Here is a 23,441-nt window from a genome sequence, read left to right on the forward strand (position 1 = left end):
CCCGCTAGGGGCGGCATCGAAGCGGGGCCACGCCGTGGGGGCGTGACCCCGCTTCTCCCGCTCACCTAGCGGTCATGCACCCCGGCCGGTGCCGGCGCGTATCCCAGCGGGCGGCTGGTGAACGTGCCCCGCCCCTGCGTACGGCTGCGCAGTCGCGACGCGTAGCCGAACAGCTCGGACAGCGGCACCGTCGCCGTGACCGTGGCCGTCCCGGAGCGCGTGGCCGAGTCCGTGACCCGGCCGCGGCGCGCCGCCAGGTCGCCGAGCACACCGCCCACCGCGTCGTCCGGCAGCGTCGCCGTCAACTCCACCACCGGTTCCAGGAGTTGCATCGTCGCCGCGCGCAGTGCCGTACGCAGCGCGAACCGGCCCGCCGCCCGGAACGCCATCTCCGAGGAGTCCTTGGGATGGGTCGCCCCGTCGGTGAGCGTGACGCGCAGGCCCGTCACCGGATGCCCGCCGAGGGGACCCTCCGCGAGCGCGTCCCGGCAGCCGGCCTCGACCGCGCGGATGTACTCCTGCGGCACCCGGCCCCCGGTGACCGTGGCGCCGAAGGCGAACGTCAGCGGCGTGCCCGGCTCGGCCGCCAGCGGTTCGACGTCCAGGACGACGTGCGCGAACTGGCCCGCGCCACCGTCCTGTTTGACGTGCCGGTAGACCAGACCCGACACCCCGCGCACGACGGTCTCGCGGTACGCCACCTGCGGACGGCCGACGCCGACCTCGATGCCGTGGGCCCGGCGGATCTTCTCCACCGCCACCTCCAGGTGCAGCTCGCCCATGCCGGAGAGGACCGTCTGGCCCGTCTCGCGGTCGACCCGCACCGCGAGGGACGGATCCTCCTCGACCAGACGTGCCAGCGCCGCCGACAGCCGGCCGGTGTCCACGCTCCTGCGGGCCTCGACCGCCACGGAGACCACCGAGACGGCCACCGCCGGAGGTTCGAGGACCAGCGGCGCCGCGGGGGAGCACAGCGTCGTGCCCGCGCGGGCCGTCTTCAGGCCCACCACGGCCACGATGTCGCCCGCGGCGGCCCGGTCCAGCTCCGCGTGGCGGTCGGCCCGCACCCGCAGGATCCGGCCGACGCGCTCGGTCCGGCCCGTTCCCGCGTCCATCACCGTGTCTCCCTTCGTGATCGTTCCGGCGTACACGCGTACGTACGTCAGGCGTCCGGTCGCCGTCGCGTTCACCTTGAACGCCAGGCCCACGAACGGCGCCTCCGGGTCGGCCGCCCGCTCCTGCACGGCGTCGCCCAGGGTGCCGCGCACCGCGGGCACGTCCGCCGGGGACGGCAGATAGGCCACGACGGCTTCGAGCAGCGGCTCGATCCCGCGGTTGCGGTAGGCCGACCCGCACAGCACCACGAGCCCCTCGCGGCTGAGGGTGAGGTCGCGCAGCGCGGCCGTCAGCGCGGCGGTGGAGAGCGCCGACGTCGTGCAGTACTCCTCCATCGCCGCCGCGTGCAGCTCCGCCACCGCTTCCTCAAGGGCGCGCCTGCGCCGGTGCGCCTCCTCGCGCAGCGCCTCGGGGACCGGCGCCACTTCGTACGTGTCGCTGCCCGCGTGCCAGATCAGCGCCCGCATGCCCAGCAGATCCACGACTCCCGTGAACGCGTCATCGCGCCCGATCGGCAGCTGCACCACCAGCGGGACCGTGTGCAGGCGTTCCCGTATCGACGCGACCGCCGTGTCGAGGTCGGCGCCCGCACGGTCCAGCTTGTTGACGAACGCGATCCGCGGCACCTCGTACCGGTCGGCCTGCCGCCACACCGACTCGCTCTGCGGCTCCACGCCCGCGACGGCGTCGAACACCGCGACCGCGCCGTCGAGCACCCGCAGCGAGCGCTCCACCTCGTCGGCGAAGTCGACGTGCCCCGGGGTGTCGATCAGGTTGATGCGGTGGCCGTCCCAGGCGCAGCTGACGGCCGCGGCGAAGATGGTGATCCCGCGGTCGCGCTCCTGCGCGTCGAAGTCGGTGACGGTCGTGCCGTCATGGACCTCACCTCTCTTGTGGGTGGCACCGGTCAGGAACAGGATCCGTTCGGTGACGGTGGTCTTGCCCGCGTCGACGTGGGCGAGGATGCCGAGATTGCGTACGTCGGCACAGGTGCCGGAAGAACGCGGAGGCAGGTGTGTGGTCCGGGTGTTGACGGTGGTGCGCACGGCCCGTGGCCTTTCGGTGTGATGGGGGCGGGGCAGCGCGAATGTCCGGGCGTACTCGGGCGTACTCGGGCGCACGTGCTCACAGGGGAGACGTGCGTCCGTGGATCAGAGGGTCGCCGCGGAGTTCCGGTGACGGCCGCGCAGCCGGCACCGCACGCACGAAGACACCAGGATCACGTCGAACCGGGACCGGGGAGCGTGGGCAGCTGTGCGTTCACGCATGGCCCGGCCCCCCTCACTTGACGTGCTGAATCGTTCGGTCGGCCGATCGTCCGATCGGCGTGCGCGTGCCGCCGACTTCCCGTCGCGGCCCGCCCGGCGAGTCTAGAAAGCCGTACGCCGTGTTGTCACCGGAGTATCCGGAGCACGGCGACCGTCCACCGCCGCACACGGGGCGGCACACGAAAGGCGGGGCCCGGCCCGAAAGGACCTGGCCCCGCCTGCGCGCAGGGGTGCATCAGCGGCGGATCAGTACTCCACCGCGGGCACCAGGCCCGTGACCGGGGCGGCCAGGTCGGTCAGCTGGTGCAGCTGCTGGAGCTCGTACAGGCCGTTGACGCCGTTGAGCTGCTCGGTGACGGTGGGCAGCTCGGCGCGGTGCTCCTCGGGGACCGAGGACGCGGCCAGCGAGTCCAGCGTGCCGGTCGGGGAGATGTCGGCGGCGCTCGCGGCGGGCGCGGCCAGGGCGGTGGCGCCGGCGGCGAGAGCCAGGGCGGCGGCGATGCGTCGTGTTGAGATCATGTGCTGCGCAACGGGCTCGGAACAGCGGTGGTCACGGGCGTTCGGCCGATTTCACCAATGATGTACCGATGAGTGCCGTTACCTGCGGTCGATGACGCCGTTGAAGGGACAGTACGGCCGCGTGCATGCGGCGGTACTCGTCAATTCAAAGGAGAACGTGATGTCTCGCATCGCGAAGGCAGCCGCTGTTGCCCTCGGCACGGGCGCCGTGGTGCTCAGTGGCACCGGCATGGCCATGGCGGACGCGGGCGCCGAGGGTGCGGCCGTGGGCTCGCCCGGCGTCCTTTCGGGCAACCTCGTCCAGGTCCCCGTCCACGTCCCGGTCAACGTGTGCGGCAACACTGTGGACGTCATCGGTCTGCTGAACCCGGCGTTCGGCAACCAGTGCGTCAACGCCGACGGCGGCCACGGCGGTCACCCGGGCGCCCCGGGCGGCTACGGCGGCTGACCCCCCGTGCATGAGCCCCCGGCGGTCCACGACCGCCGGGGGCTTTTCCGCGCCCCGCGCCAAGGACCTGCTGGGTGCGCGTCCCGGTGGGACCGCGTCACGCTCACGCGTACCGGTAGATGCCCCGGTGGCCGATCAGGTCGTCCGGCTTCGCGTCCCACGGCGGCATCCCCTCGTGACGTGCGCAGATACGGCCGTTCAGCGGGCCGTGCCCGGGACCCGGCGGCTGCTCGGGCAGGTAGGGCGCGGACCGCGGGTGCCTCTCCTGCCAGCGGTCCCACAGCAGGTCCACGAAGGCGTGGTTGAGCCAGAAGACGGGGTCGTTGACCGACGCGCCGCCGAGCATGTGCCCGCCGACCCAGCGGTGGACCAGGTTGTGGTTGCGCCACTTGGCGTTGCCGACGCCGGAGGTCCACCCCTCCAGCTTGTTGCGGAAGCCGGTGGACGAGGTGGAGTCCCAGGGCTCGGTGTCGTAGACCGGGTCGCGCATCGCCCAGTCCAGGGTCGCCTCGGTGGGCAGGTCGATCGGGTTCTGCGGGCGGCCGAAGTCGCGCATGAGGAAGTCGCCGTCCGTCTCCCCTTCCTTGATGACCCAGATGCCGTTCGAGCGGGCGAAGGGACCGGTCGTGACCCGCCGGTCGGAGCGCCGGCCGTTGCCGCCCATGAGGCCGCTGCCCCAGAGCGAGGCGGTGGATTCCCGGTCCGCCGTCCAGTCCCAGTACGGGACGGTCACCGACGCGTCCATCCGTTGCAGGGCCCGCTCGAACTCCAGGAGGAACCGGCGGTGCCAGGGCAGGAACGAAGGCGTCATGTGGGCCACCCTGAGCCCGCTGTCCCCGTCGGAGACGTAGTGCTCGACGTGGATCCGGACGAACTCGTCGTACTCGCCCCTGCGTTTGAGGTCGAGCACCGCGTTGACGAAGCGTCGCTTCTCGGCGCTGGTGAGCCGGGCCTGGTTCTTGCGCGTGTACACCACGGGGGTTCGCTCCTGCGGGCCGGGGATGCGGGGGCGGCGGTCGGACGTTCAGGCGCTCTCGCCGCGCAGCCGCTGGCCGCGGCCGAGTTCGTCCACCGCTCGGCGGGTGGCGATGAGGGGCGTCGGATACGACTGGTAGTGGTCGATCATGCTGAGATAGCCGCCGTCGGCGCGCCGCATCAGATGCAGCGGACGCCCGTCGACGGTGATGTCCCAGGCGGCGCCCGCGTGTCCGCTGCCCGCGGCGGCCCTCGACCCCCGGATGTGCCGGCCCGCGTACACCTCGTCGAACCCGCCGTCACCGAGGTCGTCGGACGGCGGTTGCCGGTCCGGTCGCCGTGACCACCACTGGAGGGCCGCCTGCCCCGTCACGGCGGCCACGGCGACGCCGATGAGGCCGCCCGTCGTGGCCCGGCGCGTGAGCCACCCCGGGCGCCGTCCACCTGCTGTTCCGACCATGGTGATGCCTCCTTGCGCGTGCTGCCTTAAGGGGATGTCAGCTGGTCCAGAAGTCCCACCAGCGCGTGAGGATCAGCATTCCGACGATGCCGACGTGCAGGACCGGGAAGACCCAGGTGAACTCGCCCAGGAACGTCCGCAGTCCGCGGGGTGCGGGCAGGAAGCCGTTGCGGACGTTGAACGAGGTCACGTACCAGAACATGACGATCGTGGCGACCCAGGCCAGGCAGCACCACAGGCACAGCGAGTTGATCTCGTAGAGCGACTGGTGCTGGAGCCAGGTGCAGAAGGCGACGCCGAAGAGCGTGCCCGCGTTCAGCGTCAGGTGGTACCAGCGCGGGAAGCGCGCCCCGCCCAGCAGGCCCATGCCGACACAGATCACGGCGGCGTACGCGGCGATGCCCAGCATCGGGTTCGGGAATCCGAAGACGGCGGCCTGCTCGCTCTTCATGATGTTGCCGCAGGAGACCACCGGATTGAGGCTGCACGCCGGCGAGAAGTCCGGGTCTTCGAGCAGCTTGAACTTGTCCAGCGTGATCACCCAGGCGGCCAGCAGGCCGGCCGCGCCCGTGATCACCAGAAGCAGCGCGAACGCCCGGCTCCCGCCTGCGGCACCGGAGGGCGGATCCACCTGCCCTAAGGGGGCCTCGGGCACCCGGGCCCCGGGCTCACGGACCCCGGGCTTGCGGGCTTCGGGAAGGGACGTCTTGGTCTGCATCGCTGCGGTCCTCACTGGGTTGACCCGCGGCGCGCGCGGCACCCTTTTGCAGTAGTCGGCGATCTCTCGGCAGGACAGGGTCTGTGGGGCTGATTAGCGTCGGACGCGTCCCCGACGGATCTAGGAGATCCCCCATGAACATCAAGCTTCGTCGTGCGGCGGCGACCGCCGTGCTCACCTTCGCCGTGGCGGTTCCGCTCACCACCGCCGCGCAGGCCGCGGACGTTCCGGCGCGGAAGGTGGCCTCCCACCCGTGCGACCACGGTGGCTGCTGGGGCGACCACCACCATCACCACCACGACCACCACCTGCTGGACGCGGACCTGGGCCTCGGTCTGCTCTGACGGCGAGCGCCGAACCACCGCGTCACGGGTACTGGGGTCCGCCGGTCTGTCCCGACCGGCGGACCCCAGGCGTGTGCGGGCCCTGGCGGTGACTCCCGGTCCTAGCCGCGCAGGCTCTTCGAGGTGAGCAGGCAGTGCGCGGCCCGCGTCATCGTCTCCTCGGCGCCCGCGAAGGCGGCGAGCGCGCCCTCGGCGAGGGGGACGCCGGGCTTGGCCTCGGGCCAGGGGCGCGTGGTGAACATGAAGTAGGCGTGACCGCGTGCCTCCACCGCGGCGAGCCACTCCGGCGGTACGACGCACTGGGCGTTGAGATAGGGCATGTTCAGGACCGCCTGGCCGGCCTCGACGAGGAGGGTGACGGGCAGGCTCGGGTTGCGCGAACTCTCCACGACGGGGCCGCCGATGGGCAGTCCGGTGTTCTGGAGGAGGGTCTCGATGGCCGCGGTCGCCGCCTCGGGGCCGCCTTCGCCGTCACCGAGCGAGTAGGCGAGGAGGAAGGGCATGTCGTGCTCTTCCTCGGGGTGTTCACCGCTCCAGGCGACCACGGTGAGAGTGCCCAGATCGGCGGCTCGGAAGGTGCGGGTTTCGCTCGATGTCGAGGTCATCTTGGAACGGTAGCGAGGTGCCCGGGCGTCCCGTTCCCGCCGTTCACTTGACTGGGTGAGTGCGGGCGCGCGATCACACGATCGGGTCACGGGCCGGTCGAACTCCGGGGCTCTCCAGTCGAACTGGGCGCCGGGGAGGGTGAATCGGGCCGGAGACAAGCCCGAGGGCCGGTACCGTGGCATGTGCCCGCGGGACCGGCCCTCGCTGCCGCGTGCCGTTCGCTCGCGGCGGTACGGCTCGGGGTGGTGACAAGGAGCAGAGGAGAAGCTCTACTTCGCGACGGGGAGGCCGCCGAGGAGCTTGCCGGCGCCGCCACCCGCGTGCAGGCTGTCCGCCGCGCCCGACACGGTGTTGACGACCGAGTCCTTGTTCTCCTTGTCGAGGGCGTTGGTGGCCACCGGCGCGGCGTCGAGCGTCTGCTGGGCGGTGATCGTGTCCAGGGCACCGTTCAGGCTGGTGGGCGTGAGGTCGGCGGCGAAAGCGGGTGCGGCGGCACCTGCGATGACCATGGACCCGGCGACGACGGCGGCAGCCTTCAGGGGCTTCATCGTGTTCCTTTCTGCGGCGACACACGGTCGCCTGGGGGGATTTCCACTTCGCCTTGGGTAACGAGCGCTCTGTACGGCGGAAACTCTGTGCGGCGGAAATTCCCGGAACCCACCCGAACGAAGGCGGTGTCTCATTCTCTTATGAGATGGACGCACGAACTCCCCGTGGAGCACGGTCATTCGCACGTGAAAAACCCGTCGCGCCGGCCGTGAGGGCCGACGCGACGGGAAACCGGCAGCGGCTCAGGAGAGCGCGGGCGCCTGGGGCAGACCGGCGGCCGGGAGCTGGGGTGCCTGCGGCAGTCCGGCGGCCGGCAGCTCCGGTGCCTTCGGCAGGGCCGGGAGGCCCGCCAGGTCGGGTGCCGGGAGACCGCCGCCGAGCAGCGTGGCCGCGACGAGGTTGACCAGACCGGTGAGCACGGTCGGCACCGCGCCGGTCACCGCCTTGACGTCGCCGCTGGTGGCGGCCTTGACCAGGGTGTCGACCGCGGTCTGGAGCGCCTTCAGGGCGTCGGCCTTCGGGTCGGCCGCCGCCGCCCTGTCGTCGTCGGACAGGGCCTTGGGGAGGGCCGGGGCCTGCGGGAGCGCCGGGGTCTCGGGTGCCGCCGGGGTCTCGGGGAGCTCCGGGGCCTTGGGGGCCGCGGCCGAGGCCTTGGTGATGGCGTCCTTCACCGGGGCGGCGAGCTTCGTGGCCTGCTCGGGCGTCAGCTTCCCGGCGTCGGCCTTGAGTACGGCGGTGAGCAGATCGGTGACGGGGGTGAGCACGCCGCCGGCGTCGCCCAGGGTCTTGGCCTGGGCCAGCAGCTTGTCCGCACCGGGGACCGGCGCGCGGGCCGCCTCCTGGGAGCTGCCATGCGGAGAGTCGCTCTCGGCGGCGATGACGGGGCCGGCTGTCCCGAGGAGGAGAGAGGCGCAGAGGACGGACGTCGCGATGCGCCGTACGGGCAGAGCACGCATGGATGTTCCCTTCGGTGATGCGTCGGATCTTGTGTTCACCGTGAAAGCGGTGGGGACCGACCGCAACCGAGCGACTGCCATTCGGGGGCATGGCGGCCGTCGGAGGGACCTTGGGGAACGCACGACGGCCGTCCTCCTCGGGGGAGAACGGCCGTCGCTCAGGGCGTGCTGCCGAAGCGTCAGCTGTTGACGCAGGTGTTGCCGAACGCCGGGTTCAGGAGACCGATGACGTTGACGGTGTTGCCGCAGGCGTTGACCGGGACGTGGACCGGGACCTGGACGGCGTTGCCGGAGATGACACCGGGGGAGTTGGTGGCGGCACCCTGGGCACCGGCGTCGGCGGCGGCGATGCCGGCGCTGCCGGCCATGGCGGCGACGGCAACGGTGGAGAGGGCGAGGGCCTTCGCGGTACGCGACATGGAGAGTTGCTCCTTGGTCAGTTGATGCTCGGCAGGGCGGGGTGCCCGGCGCATGGATCAACGGGCGTCGCCCGAGAGAGTTGTGGGCCCAAAAGGGTGATCTGTCGGCGCGCGGTTGCCACGCGCGCCCGCGAACCGTGATTGCGGGCGCCTTCGGGCGTTAGTCACTTCACCAATCCGACACACTTGTCAGCCTTCCTTGATTAATCCTCAAAGCCGCTAGTGTTGCTCTCCTCCTGATGTCATTTGAACGAACAAGTGCGGGAAGTTACGGGTCCGGTGTGACTTTCGCATTCCATTCCCTCTTATGGTCCCCCTCCTGGTTCGGCCTTTCCCGAAAGGGCACCCCCGGTCATGCGTAATTCCCTGGCCCCCCTGCTGCGGCGCGTGACGTGGTGCGCCCTTTCCCTCGCGGTGGTCGCCGCGCCCGGCGCCGCCGTGGCCGCGCCCGCGCCCCCCGCCGCCGAGGCGGCGAGCATCGAGTTCAAGCAGCGCTACCACTCCCTCCAGCACGGCGGGATCACCCGCGCCGCCAACACCTCCATCACCTGCCGCGAGCCGATGGCCGAGCGCGCCGTGTCGTGCCCCTCCGCGCGCGGCGGCGGGACGGCCGCCAACAACGACTTCGACATGTTCTACGTCGACGTCGACCAGGACCCGAACACCTACAACTCCAGCCGCGGCGAGGTCCGGATCCCGTCCGGCTCCCGGGTGTCCTACGCGCGCCTGTACTGGGGCGGCAACCTCCGCGTCGGCGAGCAGAAGCCGCCCAAGGACAACGGCAAGGCCCTCATCGCCGAGCCGGGCGGCAGCTACCAGCACGTCAGGGCCGACACCCTGGTCGGACACCGCACCGCCAACGGGGCGGACGCCTTCCAGGCATCGGCCGACGTCACGCCGCTGGTGCGCGCCAGCGGGGCGGGGCTCTACACCGTCGCGCAGGTCAACGTGGCCATGGGGCACTCCAAGGCCGGCGCGTGGGGCGGCTGGACGCTGGTCGTCGCGTACGAGAACGAGGCCGAGCCGCTGCGCCACCTGGCCGTGTGGGACGGCTTCGACGCCTTCGACGCGCGCGGTCGCAGCCACGCGGTCCGGCTGGGCGGCGTACCGGTCGCGGCCAGCGCCCGGGGCAGCGTCGGCGTGGTCGCGTACAACGGCGACCGCGGAACGACCGGCGACACGCTCACCGTGTCCACCGACCGGAGCAGGCCCGTGCGGCTCTCCGACGCGGCGAACCCCGCCCGCGACGTACTGAACTCGACCATCAGCGAGCCCGGCAGGCAGAGCGCGAGGACGCCCGCGTACGCCAACACGCTCGGCTACGACTCCGACATCTTCCGCCTCGACGGAGGCCTCAAGGCCGATCGAAAGGGCCTGCTCATCCGCCTCGCCTCGCAGCGAGAGTCCGCGTGGGCCGGTGTGCTCTTCGCCGCCGTGGACGCGAAGCGGTAGCGCACCACCTTCCCCCCTGAGCAAGGCGCCGTGCATGCAACTGTCATCAACTGACCCCCGGCCGAGCGTCCTCCACGTCGCCCAGCCCGTCGACGGCGGAGTGGCCCGCGTCGTCACCGACCTGGTGAGGTCCCAGCTGGCCGCCGGGATGCGGGTCGACGTGGCGTGTCCGGACGGCGGCCGGCTCCCCGACGCCGTACGCGGCCTGGGCGGCGGCCTGCACGCGTGGGCGGCGACCCGCTCCCCGGGGCCCGGGCTGCCCGACGAGGTACGGCGCGTCGCCCGCCTCGTCGACGCGCTGCGGCCCGACGTCGTGCACGCGCACAGTGCCAAGGCCGGGCTCGCCGTCCGGCTCGCCGTGCGCGGCAGGGTGCCCACGGTGTTCCAGCCGCACGCGTGGTCCTTCGAGGCCGTCGGCGGCGTGACCGCGCGGCTCGCCCGGCACTGGGAGCGCTTCGGGGCGCGCTGGGCCACGCACCTGGTCTGCGTCAGCGAGGCGGAGCGGCTCACCGGTCTGCGGTGCGGGATCGACGCGCCCTGGTCCGTGATCCCGAACGGCGTGGACGTCGGGCACTTCCGGCCCGTGGCCACCCGACCCGCGCGCGACGCCCTGGGCCTGTCCCGGGACGAACTCCTGGTGGTGTGCGTGGGACGGCTGTGCCGGCAGAAGGGGCAGGACGTCCTGCTGCGGGCCTGGGCCGAGATCGCCGGACGGCTGCCGCACGCCCGGCTCGTCCTGGTCGGCGACGGGCCCGACGAGGCCGGCCTGCGCGAACGGGCGCCCGCGTCCGTGCGGTTCGCCGGCGGCGTCCGGGACGCCACCCCCTGGTACCAGGCGGCCGACGTCGTGGTCCTGCCCTCCCGGTGGGAGGGCATGGCCCTCGTCCCCCTGGAGGCGATGGCCTGCGCCCGGCCCGTGGTCGTCACCGACGTGGACGGCGCGCGCGAGAGCCTGCCGCCCGCCCTCGTGCCGCACGGCCTCGTGCCGGCCGAGGACCCGCGGGCGCTGGCCCGCGCCCTCGCCGGACTGCTCGGCGACCCGCACCTCCGTGAATCCCTCGGCCGTGCGGCACACCGCCACGTTCTGAACACCCACGACGTGCGGCACACCGCGGACGCTGTCGCGGCCGTGTACCGCGAGCTACTGGGCGTGGGGTCCATCAAGTGCAGGGAGTCCATCAACCCGTGAGTGCGGAACGAACCGTCGCCCCTGCCGCGCAGCCACGGCCGGCCGACCATGCCACCGCCGTCGCCTCGGTCATCCCGCCCCGCGGGGCCGGGGGCGGCCGCAGGACGAGCGTCAACTGGGGGACTTCGGCGCGCCGTGCGTCGGTCCTGCCGCTGTTCGCGGTCGACTGCAGCGCCGCCCTCCTGGGCACCGTGCTGCTCACCGCCCCGCAGCGCCACCCCCTCCTCGTGGTGCTGCTCCTGGCCGCGGTGACCGCGCTGAACGCGCGCGCCGCGCTGTACCGCCCGCTCGCCGTGCCCTCCGCGCTCGACGAACTCCCCTCGCTGGCCTGGCAGGCCCTGCTGAGCTGGTGCGGCGTGGCGCTGCTCGCCACCAGCGTCTCCGTCCTGAGCCCGCTCTCCCTCACCACCCTGTGCACGGGCGCGGCGCTCCAGAGCGTGCTGTGCTGCGCGGGCCGCGGCGCCCTGTACTGGTGGGCGCGCAGAGCGGCGCTCCGCCAGCCGCGCCCGGCCCTGGTGGTCGGCCCCGGCGACGTCGCGCGGCGCGTGGCCGACGCGGTCCTGCGCCATCCGCGGGCCGGGGTGCGGCCCGTGGGCATCGTGGGCGACGCGCCCACCGAGCGCCCGGAGCCGGAGGGGGCCGAACTGCCGGTGCTCTCCACCATGGAGGAGCTGCGCCGCGCGGTCATCCAGAACGCCGTACGCACCGTCCTGGTCGTCGGACCGACCCCGGGCGCCGAGCAGATCGGGTGGCTGCGGACGCTGAGCGGTTCGGGCTGTGACGTGTGGGCGGTCGACGCGACACGGCCGCCGGGCTACGACGCGCCCGGGCGCCAGGCGAGAACCGGGCGGCTCGCGGGGTTCCCCTGCCGGCAGCTCGTGCCCGTCCGGCGCCGCCACATCAGCTTCAGCAAGCGCGCCCTCGACCTGGTGACCTCGGGGATCCTGCTGCTGCTCATCAGCCCGGTGCTCCTCGCGTGCGCCGTCGTCCTGCGGGCCACCGACGGCCCCGGGGTGATCTTCCGTCAGGAGCGCATCGGGCGGGACGGGCGGCCGTTCACCCTCCTGAAGTTCCGCACGCACCGTCCCGCCGACCCGCACGAGGCCGCCACCCGGTGGACCGTCGCGGGCGAGCAGCAGATGAGCCGGTTCTGCCAGTTCCTGCGCCGGACCTCGCTCGACGAGCTGCCCCAGCTGTGGAACGTCCTGCGGGGCGACATGAGCCTGGTCGGTCCGCGCCCCGAACGCCCCTTCTTCGTCGCCCAGTTCAGCAAGGCGCACCCCGGCTACGCCGAGCGCCACCGCATGCCGACCGGCATCACCGGGCTCGCCCAGATCCAGGGCCTGCGCGGCGACACCTCGATCGAGGACCGCTGCCGGTTCGACAACGCCTACATCGACAGCTGGTCGTTCTGGCAGGACCTGTGCATCCTGCTGCGCACCGCCGCGTCCCTCGTCCGCCCGACGGGGAGCTGACCCGGTGACCGCTGCCCCCCTCACGCTCGTCCCGGCCGGTTCACCGGCCGCCGCGGTGTTCTCGGCCCTGCGCGGCGCCGCTCCCGTGCTGCCCGTCATGGCCGTGATCGCCCTGCTGGCGCTGCCCGTGCCGCCGGGCGACGGCGGCGCCGGTGGCGGCGGCACGATCGCCGACGCGGTCTCCGCCCTGGTGGTGCTCTGGTGCGTGGCCCGCGCCGTGCACGGGGCGCGGCGCCCGCTGACGCGGACCGCCGCCGTCGTGCTCGGTCTGCCGGTGATCGGCATCGCCGTCGCGGCGGTCGGCGCGAGCACCACGTCCGCCGGCCTGACCGGCCTGGCGCGCTACCTCCAGATCTTCGTCCTCGTCCCGGCCGCGGTCCTGCTGCTCGTCCGGGACCGCCGCGACTTCCGCCTGGTGGCCTGGTCCCTCATCGGCCTCGCCCTCTTCCAGGGCACGCTGGGCGTCTACCAGTACGCGACGGGGACCGGCGCCAGCTACATGGGCTCGGACATCCGGGCCGTGGGCACCTTCGGCCCCACGGACGTCATGGGGATGGCGACCGTCGTGTCGTACGGCGTGGTGGCCGCGGTGGCCCTCGCGCTCGGCCCGGCCTCCCCGGCGCAGCGCAGGACGGCGCTGGCCTGCGCGCTCCTCCTGACCGTCCCGCTCGCGCTCTCCTTCAGCCGCGGCGCCTGGATCGCCACCGTCGTGGCCTGCGGCGCGCAGCTGGGGCTCGCGGGGGTGCGCAACGCCCTGCGGGCCCTCGCGGTGCTCGCGGCCTGCGCCGTGGTCCTCGTCGGCGGGTTCGGCATCGGCTCGCAGATGCTCCAGGAGCGCGTCACCAGCATCACGCAGGTCTCCGACGCCCCCGACCAGTCGGTCACCGACCGGTACACGATGTGGGCCGCGGCGGTGGACATGTGGCGCGACGAACCGGTGACGGGCGTGGGTCTCAAGGCCTTCCCCGACCACCGCGACAGCCACGCGTCCCTGGCCCTGTCGTCGGCGAGCGACACCGGGGGCGCGGGCGCGGCCTTCAGCCGCCAGCCACTGCTCTCCCCGCACAACATGTACCTGCTCGTCCTCGGCGAGCAGGGGCTGCTCGGCCTGTGCACGCTCGTCGGCAGCTGGGCGGCCTTCCTGCTGCTCGGCCTGCGGCGGCTGGCCCGGGTGCGCCAGGGCGCCGGCGCGGACTGCGCGCTCGTCGCGTGCGGGCTGCTCCTGTGGCAGCTGGTCGACTTCTCGTACGCCGACATCGGCGGGCCGTCGACGGTGCTCATGGCCGTGGTCCTCGGGCTCGTGGCCTGGTGGGCGCTGTCCGACCGCGCCCTCGCCGCCCCGGTGCCGGGGGAGGTCCCGCGATGACGTCGACGACCCACTCCCAGTCCCCGTCCCCTTCCCGGGACGCCGACCCGTCCGGCAAGGTGCCCGCTCCGGCCACCGAGGCCGAGCCCGTCAAGGGCGCCGACCCCTCCAACGGCTTCCTCGCGAAGGCCGCCCTGGTCACCGCCGCCCTCACGGTGGCCGGATCGGTGCTGGGGCTCGTGCGCGACCAGGCGCTCGCCCACTTCTTCGGGGCGGGTTCCGAGACGGACGCCTTCCTCGTCGCGTGGACCGTGCCCGAGGTGGCCACCACCCTGCTCATCGAGGACGGCCTCGCGTTCGCGCTCGTCCCCGCCTTCAGCATGGCGCTCGCCCGCCGCGGCCAGGGCGCACGCCGCGATCCGGTCCGCGCCCTGGTGGCCGCGTCGCTGCCCCGGCTGATGCTGGCCTCCGGGGTCGTCGCGCTGCTGCTGATGGTGGGCGCGCCGGTCCTGGTCGAGATCCTCGCGCCGGGCCTGCCCGACCCGCGCCTCGCCGTGGACTGCACGCTCCTGACCGCCACCTGCGTCTTCACGTTCGGCCTCGCCGGTTATTGCAGCGCGGCCCTGCGCGCCCACCGCCGGTTCGTGGCCCCCGCGGCCATCTACGTCTTCTACAACATCGGCATCATCACCGCGGTGTTCGTCCTGGCTCCCCGCTACGGCGTCCGGGCCGCGGCGCTCGGCGTCGCCATCGGCGGCGTCCTCATGGTCCTCGTCCAGGCCCCCTCGCTCTGGCGCCGGCTCACCCGCGACACGGCCGACGCGCCCGACGACGAGGCGACCGGGCCCTCGGCCCCCGCCCTGATGAGCACCACGCTCGTCGCCACCGTCCTGCTCTTCGCGCTCTGCCGGCAGTCGCAGGTGCTCATCGAGCGCTTCCTGGCGTCCTCGCTGCCCTCGGGGGCCATCTCGCACCTCAACTACGCCCAGAAAGTGGCGCAGGTGCCGATGATCCTCTCCCTGATGCTGTGCACGGTCACGCTCCCCGTCGTCGCGCGGGCCCTGGCCGAGGGAGACGTCAAGCGCGCCAGGTCGCGCGTCGAGCGGGACCTGGGCCTGGCGGGCTGCGTGGTCCTCCTGGGCACCGCCGTCGTCATCGCCTGCGCGCCCCAGATCATCCAGCTCCTCTTCCAACGGGGCGCGTTCACCGACCAGGACACCGTCGCCACGGCCGCCGTGATGCGCGTCTACGCCCTGGGGCTCCTGGGCCACACGCTGGTGGGGGCGCTCGTCCGCTCGTACTTCTCCGGCGGGCGGGCCACCTGGTACCCGCTGGGCGCGATGGGCGTCGGGGTCGTGGCGACCGCCGGGATCGGGGTCTGGGCCGTGGACCTGTGGGGCGTACGGGGCATCGCGCTCGCCAACGCCGCGGGCATCAGCGTCACCGCCCTCGTGCTGCTGCGCGGCATGGGCCCGCGCAACGTGCCGATCCGGGTCCGCCAGGTCCTGGGCGAACTGGTCAAACCGGTGGCCGCGATGGTGTGCGCCACCGGGTTCGGCGGCGCCTTCGCGAGCCGCGTCGACTCCCCGGCCCTCGCCTTCGGCGTCGGCTGCGTGATCGTCCTGGCCGTCTTCTCCGTCGTGCTCGGGGCCCTGAAGGCCCAGGCCTTCGAGCCCGTCGTCCGTACCGTCACGTCCGCCACACGAAAGCTGACGCATGTCCGTTGACACAGCACTCGGTGAGACCCCGCGCTCGCGGCGCACGCGGCCCTGGCTGCCCGAAGCGCCGATGTGGGTGGCGATGTACCACTCCGTGGACGACTGCGCGGACGACCCGTACAAGATCACCGTCTCGCCCGAACGCCTCGACGCCCAGCTGCGCTGGATGCGAAGACAGGGCCTGCGCGGCGTGAGCATGTCGCGACTGCTCACGGCGCGGGCCCGCGGCGAGGGCCGCGACCTGGTCGGCCTCACCTTCGACGACGGGTACACCGACTTCGTCGACCACGCCCTGCCGCTCCTGCACCACCACGGCTTCGACGCCACCGTCTTCGTGCTCCCCGGCCGCCTCGCCGGCGAGAACGCCTGGGACCCGCTCGGCCCGCGCAAACCGCTGCTCGACGCGGCCGGCATCCGGCGCGCCGCGGCCGAGGGGATGGAGGTCGCCTCGCACGGTCTGACGCACGTCGACCTCACCCGGGCCGACGACCGGCTCCTGTGGCAGGAGACCAGCGGCAGCCGGGTCGCCCTCTCCGACCTCATCGGCCACGAGGTGGAGGGCTTCTGCTACCCGTACGGCACGGTCGACCAGCGCGTCGTCGAGACCGTACGGGCGGCCGGCTACCGCTACGCCTGCGCGATCTCCCCGGGCCCCCTGACCGGGCCGCACGCCCTGCCCCGCGTCCACATCGGGCAGGAGGACACCGCCCTGCGGCTCCAGCTGAAGCTGCGGCTCAACCGGCTGCGCCGCCGCTCGATCCGCGAACCGGCGGTGACCGGATGAGGGCCCTGCACATCATCACCGGCCTCGGCGTCGGCGGCGCCGAGCAGCAGCTGCGCCTCCTGCTGCGGCACCTGCCCGCCGACTGCGACGTCGTGACCCTCACCAACCCCGGCCCGGTCGCGGACGGCCTGAGCGCCGACGGGGTACGCGTGATCCACCTGGGCATGGCGGGCAACCGCGACCTGGGGGCCGTGCCCCGCCTCGTGAAGATCATCCGCACCGGCCGATACGACCTCGTGCACACCCACCTCTTCCGCGCCTGCCTCTACGGGCGCGTCGCCGCCCGCCTGGCGGGCACGCGCGCCGTCGTGGCCACCGAACACTCCCTCGGCGACTCGCAGATGGAGGGCCGTCCGCTCACCGCGGGCGTCCGCGCGCTGTACCTGACCGGGGAGCGCCTGGGCCGGGCCACGGTGGCGGTCTCCCCGTCCGTCGCCGAGCGGCTCAGCCGGTGGGGCGTGCCCCGGCAGCGCATCCACGTCGTGCCCAACGGCATCGACGCCGAGCGGTTCCGCTTCGACCCCCGGGCCCGTACTTCCGTACGCCGCCAACTCGGTCTCCCCGAAGAGGCGTTCGTCGTCGGCGGGGTCGGGCGGCTGGCCCCCGGGAAGCGGTTCGACGTCCTGCTGCACGCCCTGGCCGCGCTGCCCCGGGACGTCCGTGTCCTGCTGGTGGGCGGCGGACCCGACGAGGCCGGGCTGCGCGCCACGGCCGCACGGCTCGGCGTGGCGGACCGGGTGGTGTTCGCGGGAGAGCGGCCCCACCTGTCCGACGGGGCCACGGACCTCCCGGCGTTCCTCGCCGCCATGGACGTCCTCGCGTCGCCGTCGCCCGAGGAGGCCTTCGGCCTGGCCGTCGTCGAGGGACTCGCCGCCGGTCTGCCGGTGCTGTACGTACGGTGCCCCGCCGTCGAGGACCTTCCGCCGGAGGCGGCCGCCGGCGCCGAGCGCGTGCCGGGCGACCCGGATTCCTTCGCGCGGGCGCTGCTGCGGGCCCGGGAGGCGGGCCGGGGGCAGCGCCTGCCGCGGGAGGCCGCGCGGCACTACGACATCACCCGCAGCGCAGCACAGCTGATGCACGTCTACGAGGCAGCAGCCTCCGGTTCGACCCCGAGAGTGAGTTCCCGATGACCGATACCCTCAGCAGGCGGCACCACCCGGTGGGCGCGGCCCCCGTGCTGGCCCGCGTCAAGCGACTGCCCGCGTGGTGGCTCCTGCCGGCGGGAGCCGCGCTCGGCGCCCTCACCGGCGGTCTGTACGGCGTGGTCAAGACGCCCGAGTACACCGCGACGAGCTATGTGATCGCCGTCCCGCAGAAGGACTCCGACCCCACCGCGGCACTGGGCTTCGCCACCGCGTACGGCCGGGTCGCCACCCAGCTCGCGGTGCTCGGCGACGCCCAGGTCGAGTCGCGGGTCTCGGCGGCGACCCTGCGCGAGAGCGTGCAGGCGGCCACCTCGCCCGACGCACCGATGATCTCCATCTCGGCGACCGCGGCCAAGCCCGGCAAGGCGGCCGACATCGCCAACGCGGTGTCGCGCTCCCTGACCAACAACGCCAACCACACCAAGGACAGCACGCGGGTACGCCTCCTCCAGCTCTCCCGGGCGGTCGAGCCCGAGGCTCCCGCGTCGGCGGCGGCTCCCATGACCGCCCTGGTCGGAGCCTGCGCGGGAGGCCTGCTCGGCGGACTCGGCCTCCTCGTGCGCCCCCGCCGGGGCGAGGGCGCGCCGTCGGCCGCGGTGCCGGGACCCGCGCAGTCCGCCGACCTCGACCGGGAGAGGTGATGGCGGTGGCCGACAGCGCCCTGACGGTCGAACTCTGCACGGACGAGGCGCAGTTCGGGGAGCTCGCACAGGCGTGGGCCCGGCTGCACCGCGGCTGCCGCACGGCGACCCCCTTCCAGAGCCACGCGTGGCTGCACTCGTGGTGGCTCTCCTACGGCAGGCGCGGACGGCTGCGCGTGGTCCTCGTGCGCAGGGGCGGCGAGCTCGTCGCCGCGGCGCCGCTGATGCGCGCGTACCTGCCGCTGCCCGCGCTCGTGCCCCTCGGCGGTGCGATCTCCGACTTCACCGACGTGCTCATCGACGACACGTGCGCCGACGAGGCGGCGGACGCGCTGGCCGACGGCCTGGCGCGGCTGGCGCGCGGCGCGCTGATCGACTTCCGCGAGGTCCGCTCGGGAGCCGCGGTGGAGCGCGTCTACGACCGCTGGCGCGGGCCCCGGCTGCGCCTGGTGGACTCGCTCTGCCTGGAGCTGCCCGCGGCGTCGATGGAGGAGCTGCTGGGACGGCTGCCCGCGCCACGGGCCCAGCGGGCGCGCGCCAAGATCCGGAAGATGGACGCGCTCGGCGTCCGGCGACGGGTCGTGGGGCACGACGAGGTGGACGCGTCGGTGCGCACGCTCCTGCGGCTGCACCAACTCCAGTGGCAGGGGCGCAAGGTGACGTCCGAGCACCTCCAGCCGCGGTTCTCCGAGCACCTCATCAGGTCGGTGGGGCTCATGGTCCGGGCGGGCGACGCGGTGGTCACCGAGTTCCGGCTCGACGACGACGTGGTGGCGGCCGACCTCACCCTGCTCTCGCCGCACCTGGTCGGCGGTTACCTCTACGGGGCGCACCCGCGGCTGCGGGAGCGGAAGGTCGACGTGGCGACGATGCTCCTGAACGCCTGCGCCGAGCACGCCGAGGGCGACCGGAGCCGCGTCCTGAGCCTCCTGCGCGGCAACGAACCGTACAAGCACCACTGGCGCCCCGAGGAGGCCACCAATCACCGGCTGCTCCTCGCCCGCAAGCGCACCGCCCCCTTGCTGCGGGCCGCCGCGTGGGACGCGGCGGCCCGCAGCAAGGGCAAGGAGATCCTGCGCAAGCGCCGGGAACGCCAGGAGAGATCCTGAGCGTTCCCGGCCGCCGGCCCCGGGGCCCCCGCCTAGGGGCGCTTGAACCAGTCGAGGCGCATGCACAGCTTGCCGCCCAGCCAGTGCTCGACCCATTCGCCCAGGTTCAGCGGCGAGCAGTTCGGCGGTGTCGTGGGCTTGGTCGGCTCCGGCGCGGTCGGCTCGGTGTCCGTACGGCCGTAGAGCAGGGTCCGGTAGGCCTTGGAGGACTTGGGGTTGTCCTCGCACTGCCACACGCCGTGCGGGCAGTAGTCGGTGACGGTGTTGTACAGCGGTTTGTGCTCGTCCATCCAGGCGAGCATCTTCCGCATGTAGTCCTCGTTGTCGCCGTTACGGAAAAGACCCCACTCCGGGTAGGAGATGTCCTTGCCGTGGGCCTTGGCGAATTCCACGTGCTGTTTCAGGCCGTACGGCTCGCTGACCTGTTCGGCGAAATCGGTGCCGCTCGGCTGGTCGTACGAATCCATGCCGACGATGTCCACGACGTCGTCACCCGGATAGCACTGCGTCCACGGAATGGCGTCCCGGCCCCGGTTCGGCGTGAAGTCGAACTTGAACTTCTGGCCGGGCACCGAACGCATCGTCGTGACGATGCGCTTCCAGTACTTCTTCCAGGCCTCCGGGTCCGGACCGCAACGATGGGTGTACGTGATGCCGTTCATTTCCCAGCCGAGCACCACCACGGTGTCCGGGACCTTCAGCTTCACGAGCCGCTCGGCGAGCGTGCGGTAATGCTCGTCGAATTCGCCCTCGGCGCCCCGGCGGAGCAGCGAACGGACCTCCGCGTCACCGACGCGGTCTTCGTTGCGCTCCATCATGGGGACGTTGAGCACGAAGAGCCGGTCGTCCTTCTCGCGCCGCCACTCGGCCCAGCTCTCCAGGAAGTTCGGCGCCCCCGCGATGTTGCTCCACCGGTCGCCCGGCAGGTAGGTGTGCCCCACGCGCAGCTCGGCGCCGCCCAGCCATTTGCTGAGCTCGGCCATGCGCTCCACGCCCTGCGGCCCGTAGGCGAGGTAGGCGCCGAACGCGGGCTTCTTGGCCGTGGCGCCCGCGTCCGTGGGGCTCGGCGTCGGGGCGGGGTCCGTGCCGGTCGGGGCCGTCGGGGCGGTGGGTGCGGCCGGAGTCGTCGGGACGGCCGGGGCGGCCGGGGAGGGGACCTCGGCGGGCAGTGCCGTCGGCAGTCCGGGCAGCGCGACCGGTGGCTCGGGGTCCTGGCCGGCCCCCCACGCGTAGCCGGGTCCGACGGCGAGCGCTGCCGACGCGACGATTCCGGTGGCAATGAATGCCAGTCGTTTACTGGTGGTCGTGCGTCTCTGCATGGCCATGGTCGCTCCTCATGCTGCTCCTCCATCTACTGACACTCAGTCATATGTATTTCTATTGCGCCAATCGAGCCCCTAATCCTCTGGGCGTGCCCATCGCCCGCATGGGGGATCGAATTGAGAGGATTTGGCCGTGCTCACTCTCGACACCCGTGTCCCCGCGGTTCTGCTGCGGATCGACAGGAACCCTTTCCACCACGGCACGCTCGGAGCCGTCCGGTCACTGGGCCGCGCGGGAGTGGAGGTCCACGTGGCGGCCGCGGATTCCGCGGAAAGCCCCGTCCGCAGCTCCCGCTATCTGCACCAGACACACCCCCCGCCTCCGCCGGGAGCCTCGCTCCAGGAGATCTCCGCAGTATTGCGCCGCATTTCCCACCGGGTGGCCAGACCGTCCGTCCTCATCCCCATGGATGACGCGGGCGCCCTCGCGATCGGGCGCCTCCAGAAAGACCTGTCGAGCTCCTATCTCCTGCCGGACCAGGCGGACGGACTCGCGGAACGCGTCGCCGACAAGGCGAGCCTGGTCCAGGTCTGCGCCGCGGCCGGCATCCCGCACCCCGTGACCCTCCTGCCGGAGTCCCCGGCCCAGGCGGCAGCCGCCGTACGCCGGTTGGGGCTGCCCGTGGTGGCCAAGTGGAGCCGCCCCTGGCTGATCCCCGCCGGGACGGACCTGCGCAGCACGGTCCTGGTCCGGTCGGCCGCCCAGGCCCAGGAGCTGTACCGCCGCAGCGAGGAGGCCGGCAGCCGGCTCCTGCTCCAGGCCTTCCTGCCGGACGGCCCCGGCCGCGACTGGTTCGTCCACGGCTACGCCGACCGCACGGGGGCCGTGCGCGGCGGAGGCTCCGGGCGCAAGCACCGCTCCTGGCCGCGCGGGGCCGGCCTGACGGCGGTGGGCGCGTGGACGCCCGACCCGGGCCTGCGGACCGGCGTGGAGCGGCTGGTCGCCACCCTGGGCTACCGGGGGATCTTCGACCTCGACTTCCGGGTGGACCACGCGACGGGCGAGCACTGCCTGCTCGACTTCAACCCGCGGCCCGGCGCCCAGTTCCGGCTGTTCGCCGACGGGGCCGACCTGGACGTGGTGCGCGCCCAGCACCTGGACATGACGCACCGGCCGCTGCCGCCCGCCGCCGTGCTCCCGGGCCGCTCGTTCGTCGTGGAGAACTACTCGCCGCTGGCCGCCCTGCGCGTCCTGGCGGCGGCGGGGCCCGCCTCGTCCGCCGCCCGCCGCCGCGAGCTGGCCTGGCACGCCCGGGACGACATGGCCCCCGCGCGCGCCATGTGGGTGCTGTGGTGCCGGCACGTGACGCGGCGTCTGCTCGGCCGGATGCGGCGGACGGTGCGCCCCACCGGGCCGCCGGGGGAGGAGGTGCGGATGCGGATGGTGCGCCAGGCGGGCGCACCCGAGGAGGCGTGCGGCACCCGTACCGACGACGCCCGGACCGACGACGCCCGCAGTGACGACGCCCGTACCGACGACGAGAGAGCGAGCAGTTGCTGATGTATGACCTGTTGGTTGTGGGGGCCGGTCCCTACGGGCTCTCCATCGCCTCGCACGCCGCCGGGGCCGGACTCGACGTCCGCGTCTTCGGCAGGCCCATGGCGTCCTGGCGCGACCACATGCCGCGCGGCATGTTCCTGAAGTCGGAGCCCTGGGCCTCGAACCTCTCCGACCCCCGCGGCCGCTACGGCCTGGCCGCGTACTGCGAACGCAACGGGACGCGGGCCCGGCACGGCGAACCCATCCCGGTGGAGACGTTCGCCTCGTACGGCCTGTGGTTCGCCCGGCACGCGGTGCCGGACGTCGACGAACGGATGGTGGCCTCGGTCGGCGCCTGCCCCGGAGGCTTCGAGCTGATCACCGAGGACGGTCAGGCCGTCCGCGGCCGCACGGTGGCCCTTGCCGTCGGCGTGATCCCCTTCGTCGAGATCCCCCCGGCGCTGCGCGGGCTCGGCGTCGAGCACGTCTCGCACAGCAGCCACCACCGGGACCTGGACCGCTTCCGCGGCCGGGACGTCACCGTGATCGGCGGGGGCCAGGCGGCCCTGGAGACCGCGGCGCTCCTCGCCGAGCAGGGCACCCGGGTACGGGTCCTGGCCCGCTCGCCGCGGCTGACCTGGAACACCCTGCCCCCGGCGTGGAAACGCCCGTGGCGCGAGGCCGCCCGCGCCCCGCACAGCGGCCTGGGCTGCGGCTGGCGCAACTGGTTCTACGCGGAGGTGCCGGGCGGCTTCCGGCGGCTCCCCGAGGCCACCCGCGCCCGCATCTCGGAGTCGGCGCTCGGCCCGGCGGGAGCCTGGTGGGTGCGCGACCGGGTCGAGTCACGCGTCGAGGTGCTGCTGGACCACGAGGTGGCCACGGCGTCGGTCGCCGCGGGGCGCGTGCGGCTGGCGACCGTCGGCGGCTCGGGCGGCGGCCCGGACTTCGAGACGGACCACGTCATCGCGGCCACCGGCTTCAGGGCCACGACCGCGCGCCTGGGCCTGCTCGCCCCGGAGGTGCGCGAGGGCCTGGCGGTGAACGCCGCCGGAGAGCCCCGTGCCTCCGTCGCGTTCGAGTCCTCGTACCCCGGTCTGTTCCTGGCGGGTCTGGTGACGGCGTCCAGCTTCGGTCCGGCCATGCGCTTCGTGCACGGGGCCTCCTTCACGGCGGGCCGGCTGGTGCGGGGCGTGCGGCGCAGTCTGCGGCGCGGCCCGTCGGGCGTCCCCGTCCCGGCCCCCGCGGGCGGGCGGGAAGCCCGGACGCCCGTGGACGCCGTCAAGCGCTGACCGGGATCCCGGGCTTTCGGAAACCCGATCAGGTGATGCCGTCGGCGAACGGGTGAATCGGTTCTTCGGACCCGGCGGTCAGGTGGTGGACTCTGTCGTCGTGGGACGGGCCTGGTTGCCCTCCGCCAGCCGTCGGCTCCATGCCGTGGGTAG

The 23,441-nt window shown here is 73.3% G+C and carries 23 protein-coding genes; 13 read left to right on the forward strand and 10 right to left on the reverse strand.

Annotated elements, in window-relative coordinates; all coding sequences use genetic code 11:
* Window positions 1-65: 65 nt before the first annotated feature.
* Window positions 66-2,129 (reverse strand): elongation factor G, encoded by a 2,064-nt coding sequence (gene fusA / locus QBL25_RS26320; RefSeq protein ID WP_409062786.1) that lies wholly within the window; start codon window positions 2,127-2,129, stop codon window positions 66-68.
* Between the two features lie 501 nt (window positions 2,130-2,630).
* Window positions 2,631-2,903, reverse strand: a complete 273-nt coding sequence (locus tag QBL25_RS26325) for a hypothetical protein (protein ID WP_409059438.1) — start codon at window positions 2,901-2,903, stop codon at window positions 2,631-2,633.
* 160 nt (window positions 2,904-3,063) lie between these two features.
* Here QBL25_RS26325 and QBL25_RS26330 point away from each other — a divergent pair, with 160 nt between their 5' ends.
* Window positions 3,064-3,351: a chaplin gene (locus tag QBL25_RS26330; RefSeq protein WP_409059439.1), complete on the forward strand. Its 288-nt coding sequence runs from the start codon at window positions 3,064-3,066 to the stop codon at window positions 3,349-3,351.
* A gap of 103 nt (window positions 3,352-3,454) precedes the next feature.
* Here the strand turns inward: QBL25_RS26330 and QBL25_RS26335 are convergent, their stop codons facing one another.
* The 3 genes from QBL25_RS26335 to QBL25_RS26345 are packed head-to-tail and all read right to left on the reverse strand — an operon-like array spanning window position 3,455 to window position 5,504.
* Window positions 3,455-4,327 (reverse strand): tyrosinase family protein, encoded by an 873-nt coding sequence (locus QBL25_RS26335; protein WP_409059440.1) that lies wholly within the window; start codon window positions 4,325-4,327, stop codon window positions 3,455-3,457.
* A 48-nt stretch (window positions 4,328-4,375) separates the two neighbouring features.
* Complete coding sequence (locus QBL25_RS26340; RefSeq protein ID WP_409059441.1) at window positions 4,376-4,786, reverse strand: tyrosinase family oxidase copper chaperone; 411 nt, start codon at window positions 4,784-4,786, stop codon at window positions 4,376-4,378.
* Between the two features lie 37 nt (window positions 4,787-4,823).
* Window positions 4,824-5,504, reverse strand: a complete 681-nt coding sequence (locus tag QBL25_RS26345; RefSeq protein ID WP_409059442.1) for a vitamin K epoxide reductase family protein — start codon at window positions 5,502-5,504, stop codon at window positions 4,824-4,826.
* A gap of 134 nt (window positions 5,505-5,638) precedes the next feature.
* On the opposite strand from QBL25_RS26345, the gene QBL25_RS26350 reads away from it, so the two are divergent.
* Complete coding sequence (locus tag QBL25_RS26350; RefSeq protein ID WP_409059443.1) at window positions 5,639-5,848, forward strand: hypothetical protein; 210 nt, start codon at window positions 5,639-5,641, stop codon at window positions 5,846-5,848.
* Window positions 5,849-5,949: 101 nt separating this feature from the next.
* Here QBL25_RS26350 and QBL25_RS26355 read toward each other — a convergent pair whose 3' ends face one another.
* The 4 genes from QBL25_RS26355 to QBL25_RS26370 all read right to left on the reverse strand — a co-directional run bounded on the left by QBL25_RS26355 (window position 5,950) and on the right by QBL25_RS26370 (window position 8,378).
* Window positions 5,950-6,453: a DUF5949 family protein gene (locus tag QBL25_RS26355; protein ID WP_409059444.1), complete on the reverse strand. Its 504-nt coding sequence runs from the start codon at window positions 6,451-6,453 to the stop codon at window positions 5,950-5,952.
* Between the two features lie 270 nt (window positions 6,454-6,723).
* Window positions 6,724-7,002, reverse strand: a complete 279-nt coding sequence (locus QBL25_RS26360) for a hypothetical protein (protein WP_409059445.1) — start codon at window positions 7,000-7,002, stop codon at window positions 6,724-6,726.
* A gap of 243 nt (window positions 7,003-7,245) precedes the next feature.
* Entirely contained in the window at window positions 7,246-7,959 is a 714-nt protein-coding gene (locus QBL25_RS26365) for a hypothetical protein (RefSeq protein WP_409059446.1), read from the reverse strand.
* A 179-nt stretch (window positions 7,960-8,138) separates the two neighbouring features.
* Window positions 8,139-8,378 (reverse strand): chaplin, encoded by a 240-nt coding sequence (locus tag QBL25_RS26370; protein ID WP_409059447.1) that lies wholly within the window; start codon window positions 8,376-8,378, stop codon window positions 8,139-8,141.
* Window positions 8,379-8,732: 354 nt separating this feature from the next.
* Between QBL25_RS26370 and QBL25_RS26375 the strand changes: the two genes are divergently transcribed.
* The 9 genes from QBL25_RS26375 to QBL25_RS26415 all read left to right on the forward strand — a co-directional run bounded on the left by QBL25_RS26375 (window position 8,733) and on the right by QBL25_RS26415 (window position 19,197).
* Window positions 8,733-9,830, forward strand: coding sequence for a DUF3344 domain-containing protein (locus QBL25_RS26375; protein ID WP_409059448.1), 1,098 nt, complete (start codon window positions 8,733-8,735; stop codon window positions 9,828-9,830).
* A gap of 34 nt (window positions 9,831-9,864) precedes the next feature.
* The gene (locus tag QBL25_RS26380; RefSeq protein WP_409059449.1) at window positions 9,865-11,019 is read left to right on the forward strand and encodes a glycosyltransferase; all 1,155 of its coding nucleotides are present in this window, start codon (window positions 9,865-9,867) and stop codon (window positions 11,017-11,019) included.
* Window positions 11,016-12,494: a sugar transferase gene (locus QBL25_RS26385; RefSeq protein WP_409059450.1), complete on the forward strand. Its 1,479-nt coding sequence runs from the start codon at window positions 11,016-11,018 to the stop codon at window positions 12,492-12,494. Before QBL25_RS26380 ends, QBL25_RS26385 begins: the two co-directional genes overlap by 4 nt.
* 97 nt (window positions 12,495-12,591) lie before the next feature.
* A complete protein-coding gene (locus QBL25_RS26390) occupies window positions 12,592-13,860 on the forward strand; it encodes an O-antigen ligase family protein (protein WP_409062787.1) in 1,269 nt (422 codons plus the stop codon).
* Window positions 13,857-15,527: a murein biosynthesis integral membrane protein MurJ gene (murJ, locus tag QBL25_RS26395; protein ID WP_409059451.1), complete on the forward strand. Its 1,671-nt coding sequence runs from the start codon at window positions 13,857-13,859 to the stop codon at window positions 15,525-15,527. The genes QBL25_RS26390 and murJ overlap by 4 nt, the downstream gene beginning before the upstream one ends.
* 73 nt (window positions 15,528-15,600) lie before the next feature.
* Window positions 15,601-16,302 carry a polysaccharide deacetylase family protein gene (locus tag QBL25_RS26400; protein ID WP_409062788.1) on the forward strand — a complete coding sequence of 234 codons (702 nt, stop codon included), beginning with the start codon at window positions 15,601-15,603 and terminating at the stop codon, window positions 16,300-16,302.
* Window positions 16,299-17,432: a glycosyltransferase gene (locus QBL25_RS26405; protein WP_409059452.1), complete on the forward strand. Its 1,134-nt coding sequence runs from the start codon at window positions 16,299-16,301 to the stop codon at window positions 17,430-17,432. The genes QBL25_RS26400 and QBL25_RS26405 overlap by 4 nt, the downstream gene beginning before the upstream one ends.
* Window positions 17,429-18,088, forward strand: coding sequence for a lipopolysaccharide biosynthesis protein (locus QBL25_RS26410; RefSeq protein WP_409059453.1), 660 nt, complete (start codon window positions 17,429-17,431; stop codon window positions 18,086-18,088). Before QBL25_RS26405 ends, QBL25_RS26410 begins: the two co-directional genes overlap by 4 nt.
* Entirely contained in the window at window positions 18,088-19,197 is a 1,110-nt protein-coding gene (locus tag QBL25_RS26415) for a GNAT family N-acetyltransferase (RefSeq protein ID WP_409059454.1), read from the forward strand. Before QBL25_RS26410 ends, QBL25_RS26415 begins: the two co-directional genes overlap by 1 nt.
* A gap of 32 nt (window positions 19,198-19,229) precedes the next feature.
* Here QBL25_RS26415 and QBL25_RS26420 read toward each other — a convergent pair whose 3' ends face one another.
* Window positions 19,230-20,522, reverse strand: a complete 1,293-nt coding sequence (locus QBL25_RS26420) for a glycoside hydrolase family 26 protein (protein WP_409059455.1) — start codon at window positions 20,520-20,522, stop codon at window positions 19,230-19,232.
* A gap of 130 nt (window positions 20,523-20,652) precedes the next feature.
* Here QBL25_RS26420 and QBL25_RS26425 point away from each other — a divergent pair, with 130 nt between their 5' ends.
* Together QBL25_RS26425 and QBL25_RS26430 are read left to right on the forward strand one after the other, a co-directional pair.
* Window positions 20,653-22,020 carry an ATP-grasp domain-containing protein gene (locus QBL25_RS26425; RefSeq protein WP_409059456.1) on the forward strand — a complete coding sequence of 456 codons (1,368 nt, stop codon included), beginning with the start codon at window positions 20,653-20,655 and terminating at the stop codon, window positions 22,018-22,020.
* A complete protein-coding gene (locus QBL25_RS26430; protein WP_409059457.1) occupies window positions 22,020-23,288 on the forward strand; it encodes an FAD-dependent oxidoreductase in 1,269 nt (422 codons plus the stop codon). The genes QBL25_RS26425 and QBL25_RS26430 overlap by 1 nt, the downstream gene beginning before the upstream one ends.
* Window positions 23,289-23,441: the final 153 nt, after the last annotated feature.

This window comes from Streptomyces sp. SYP-A7185 (genome assembly GCF_046103685.1).
GTDB lineage: Bacteria > Actinomycetota > Actinomycetes > Streptomycetales > Streptomycetaceae > Streptomyces.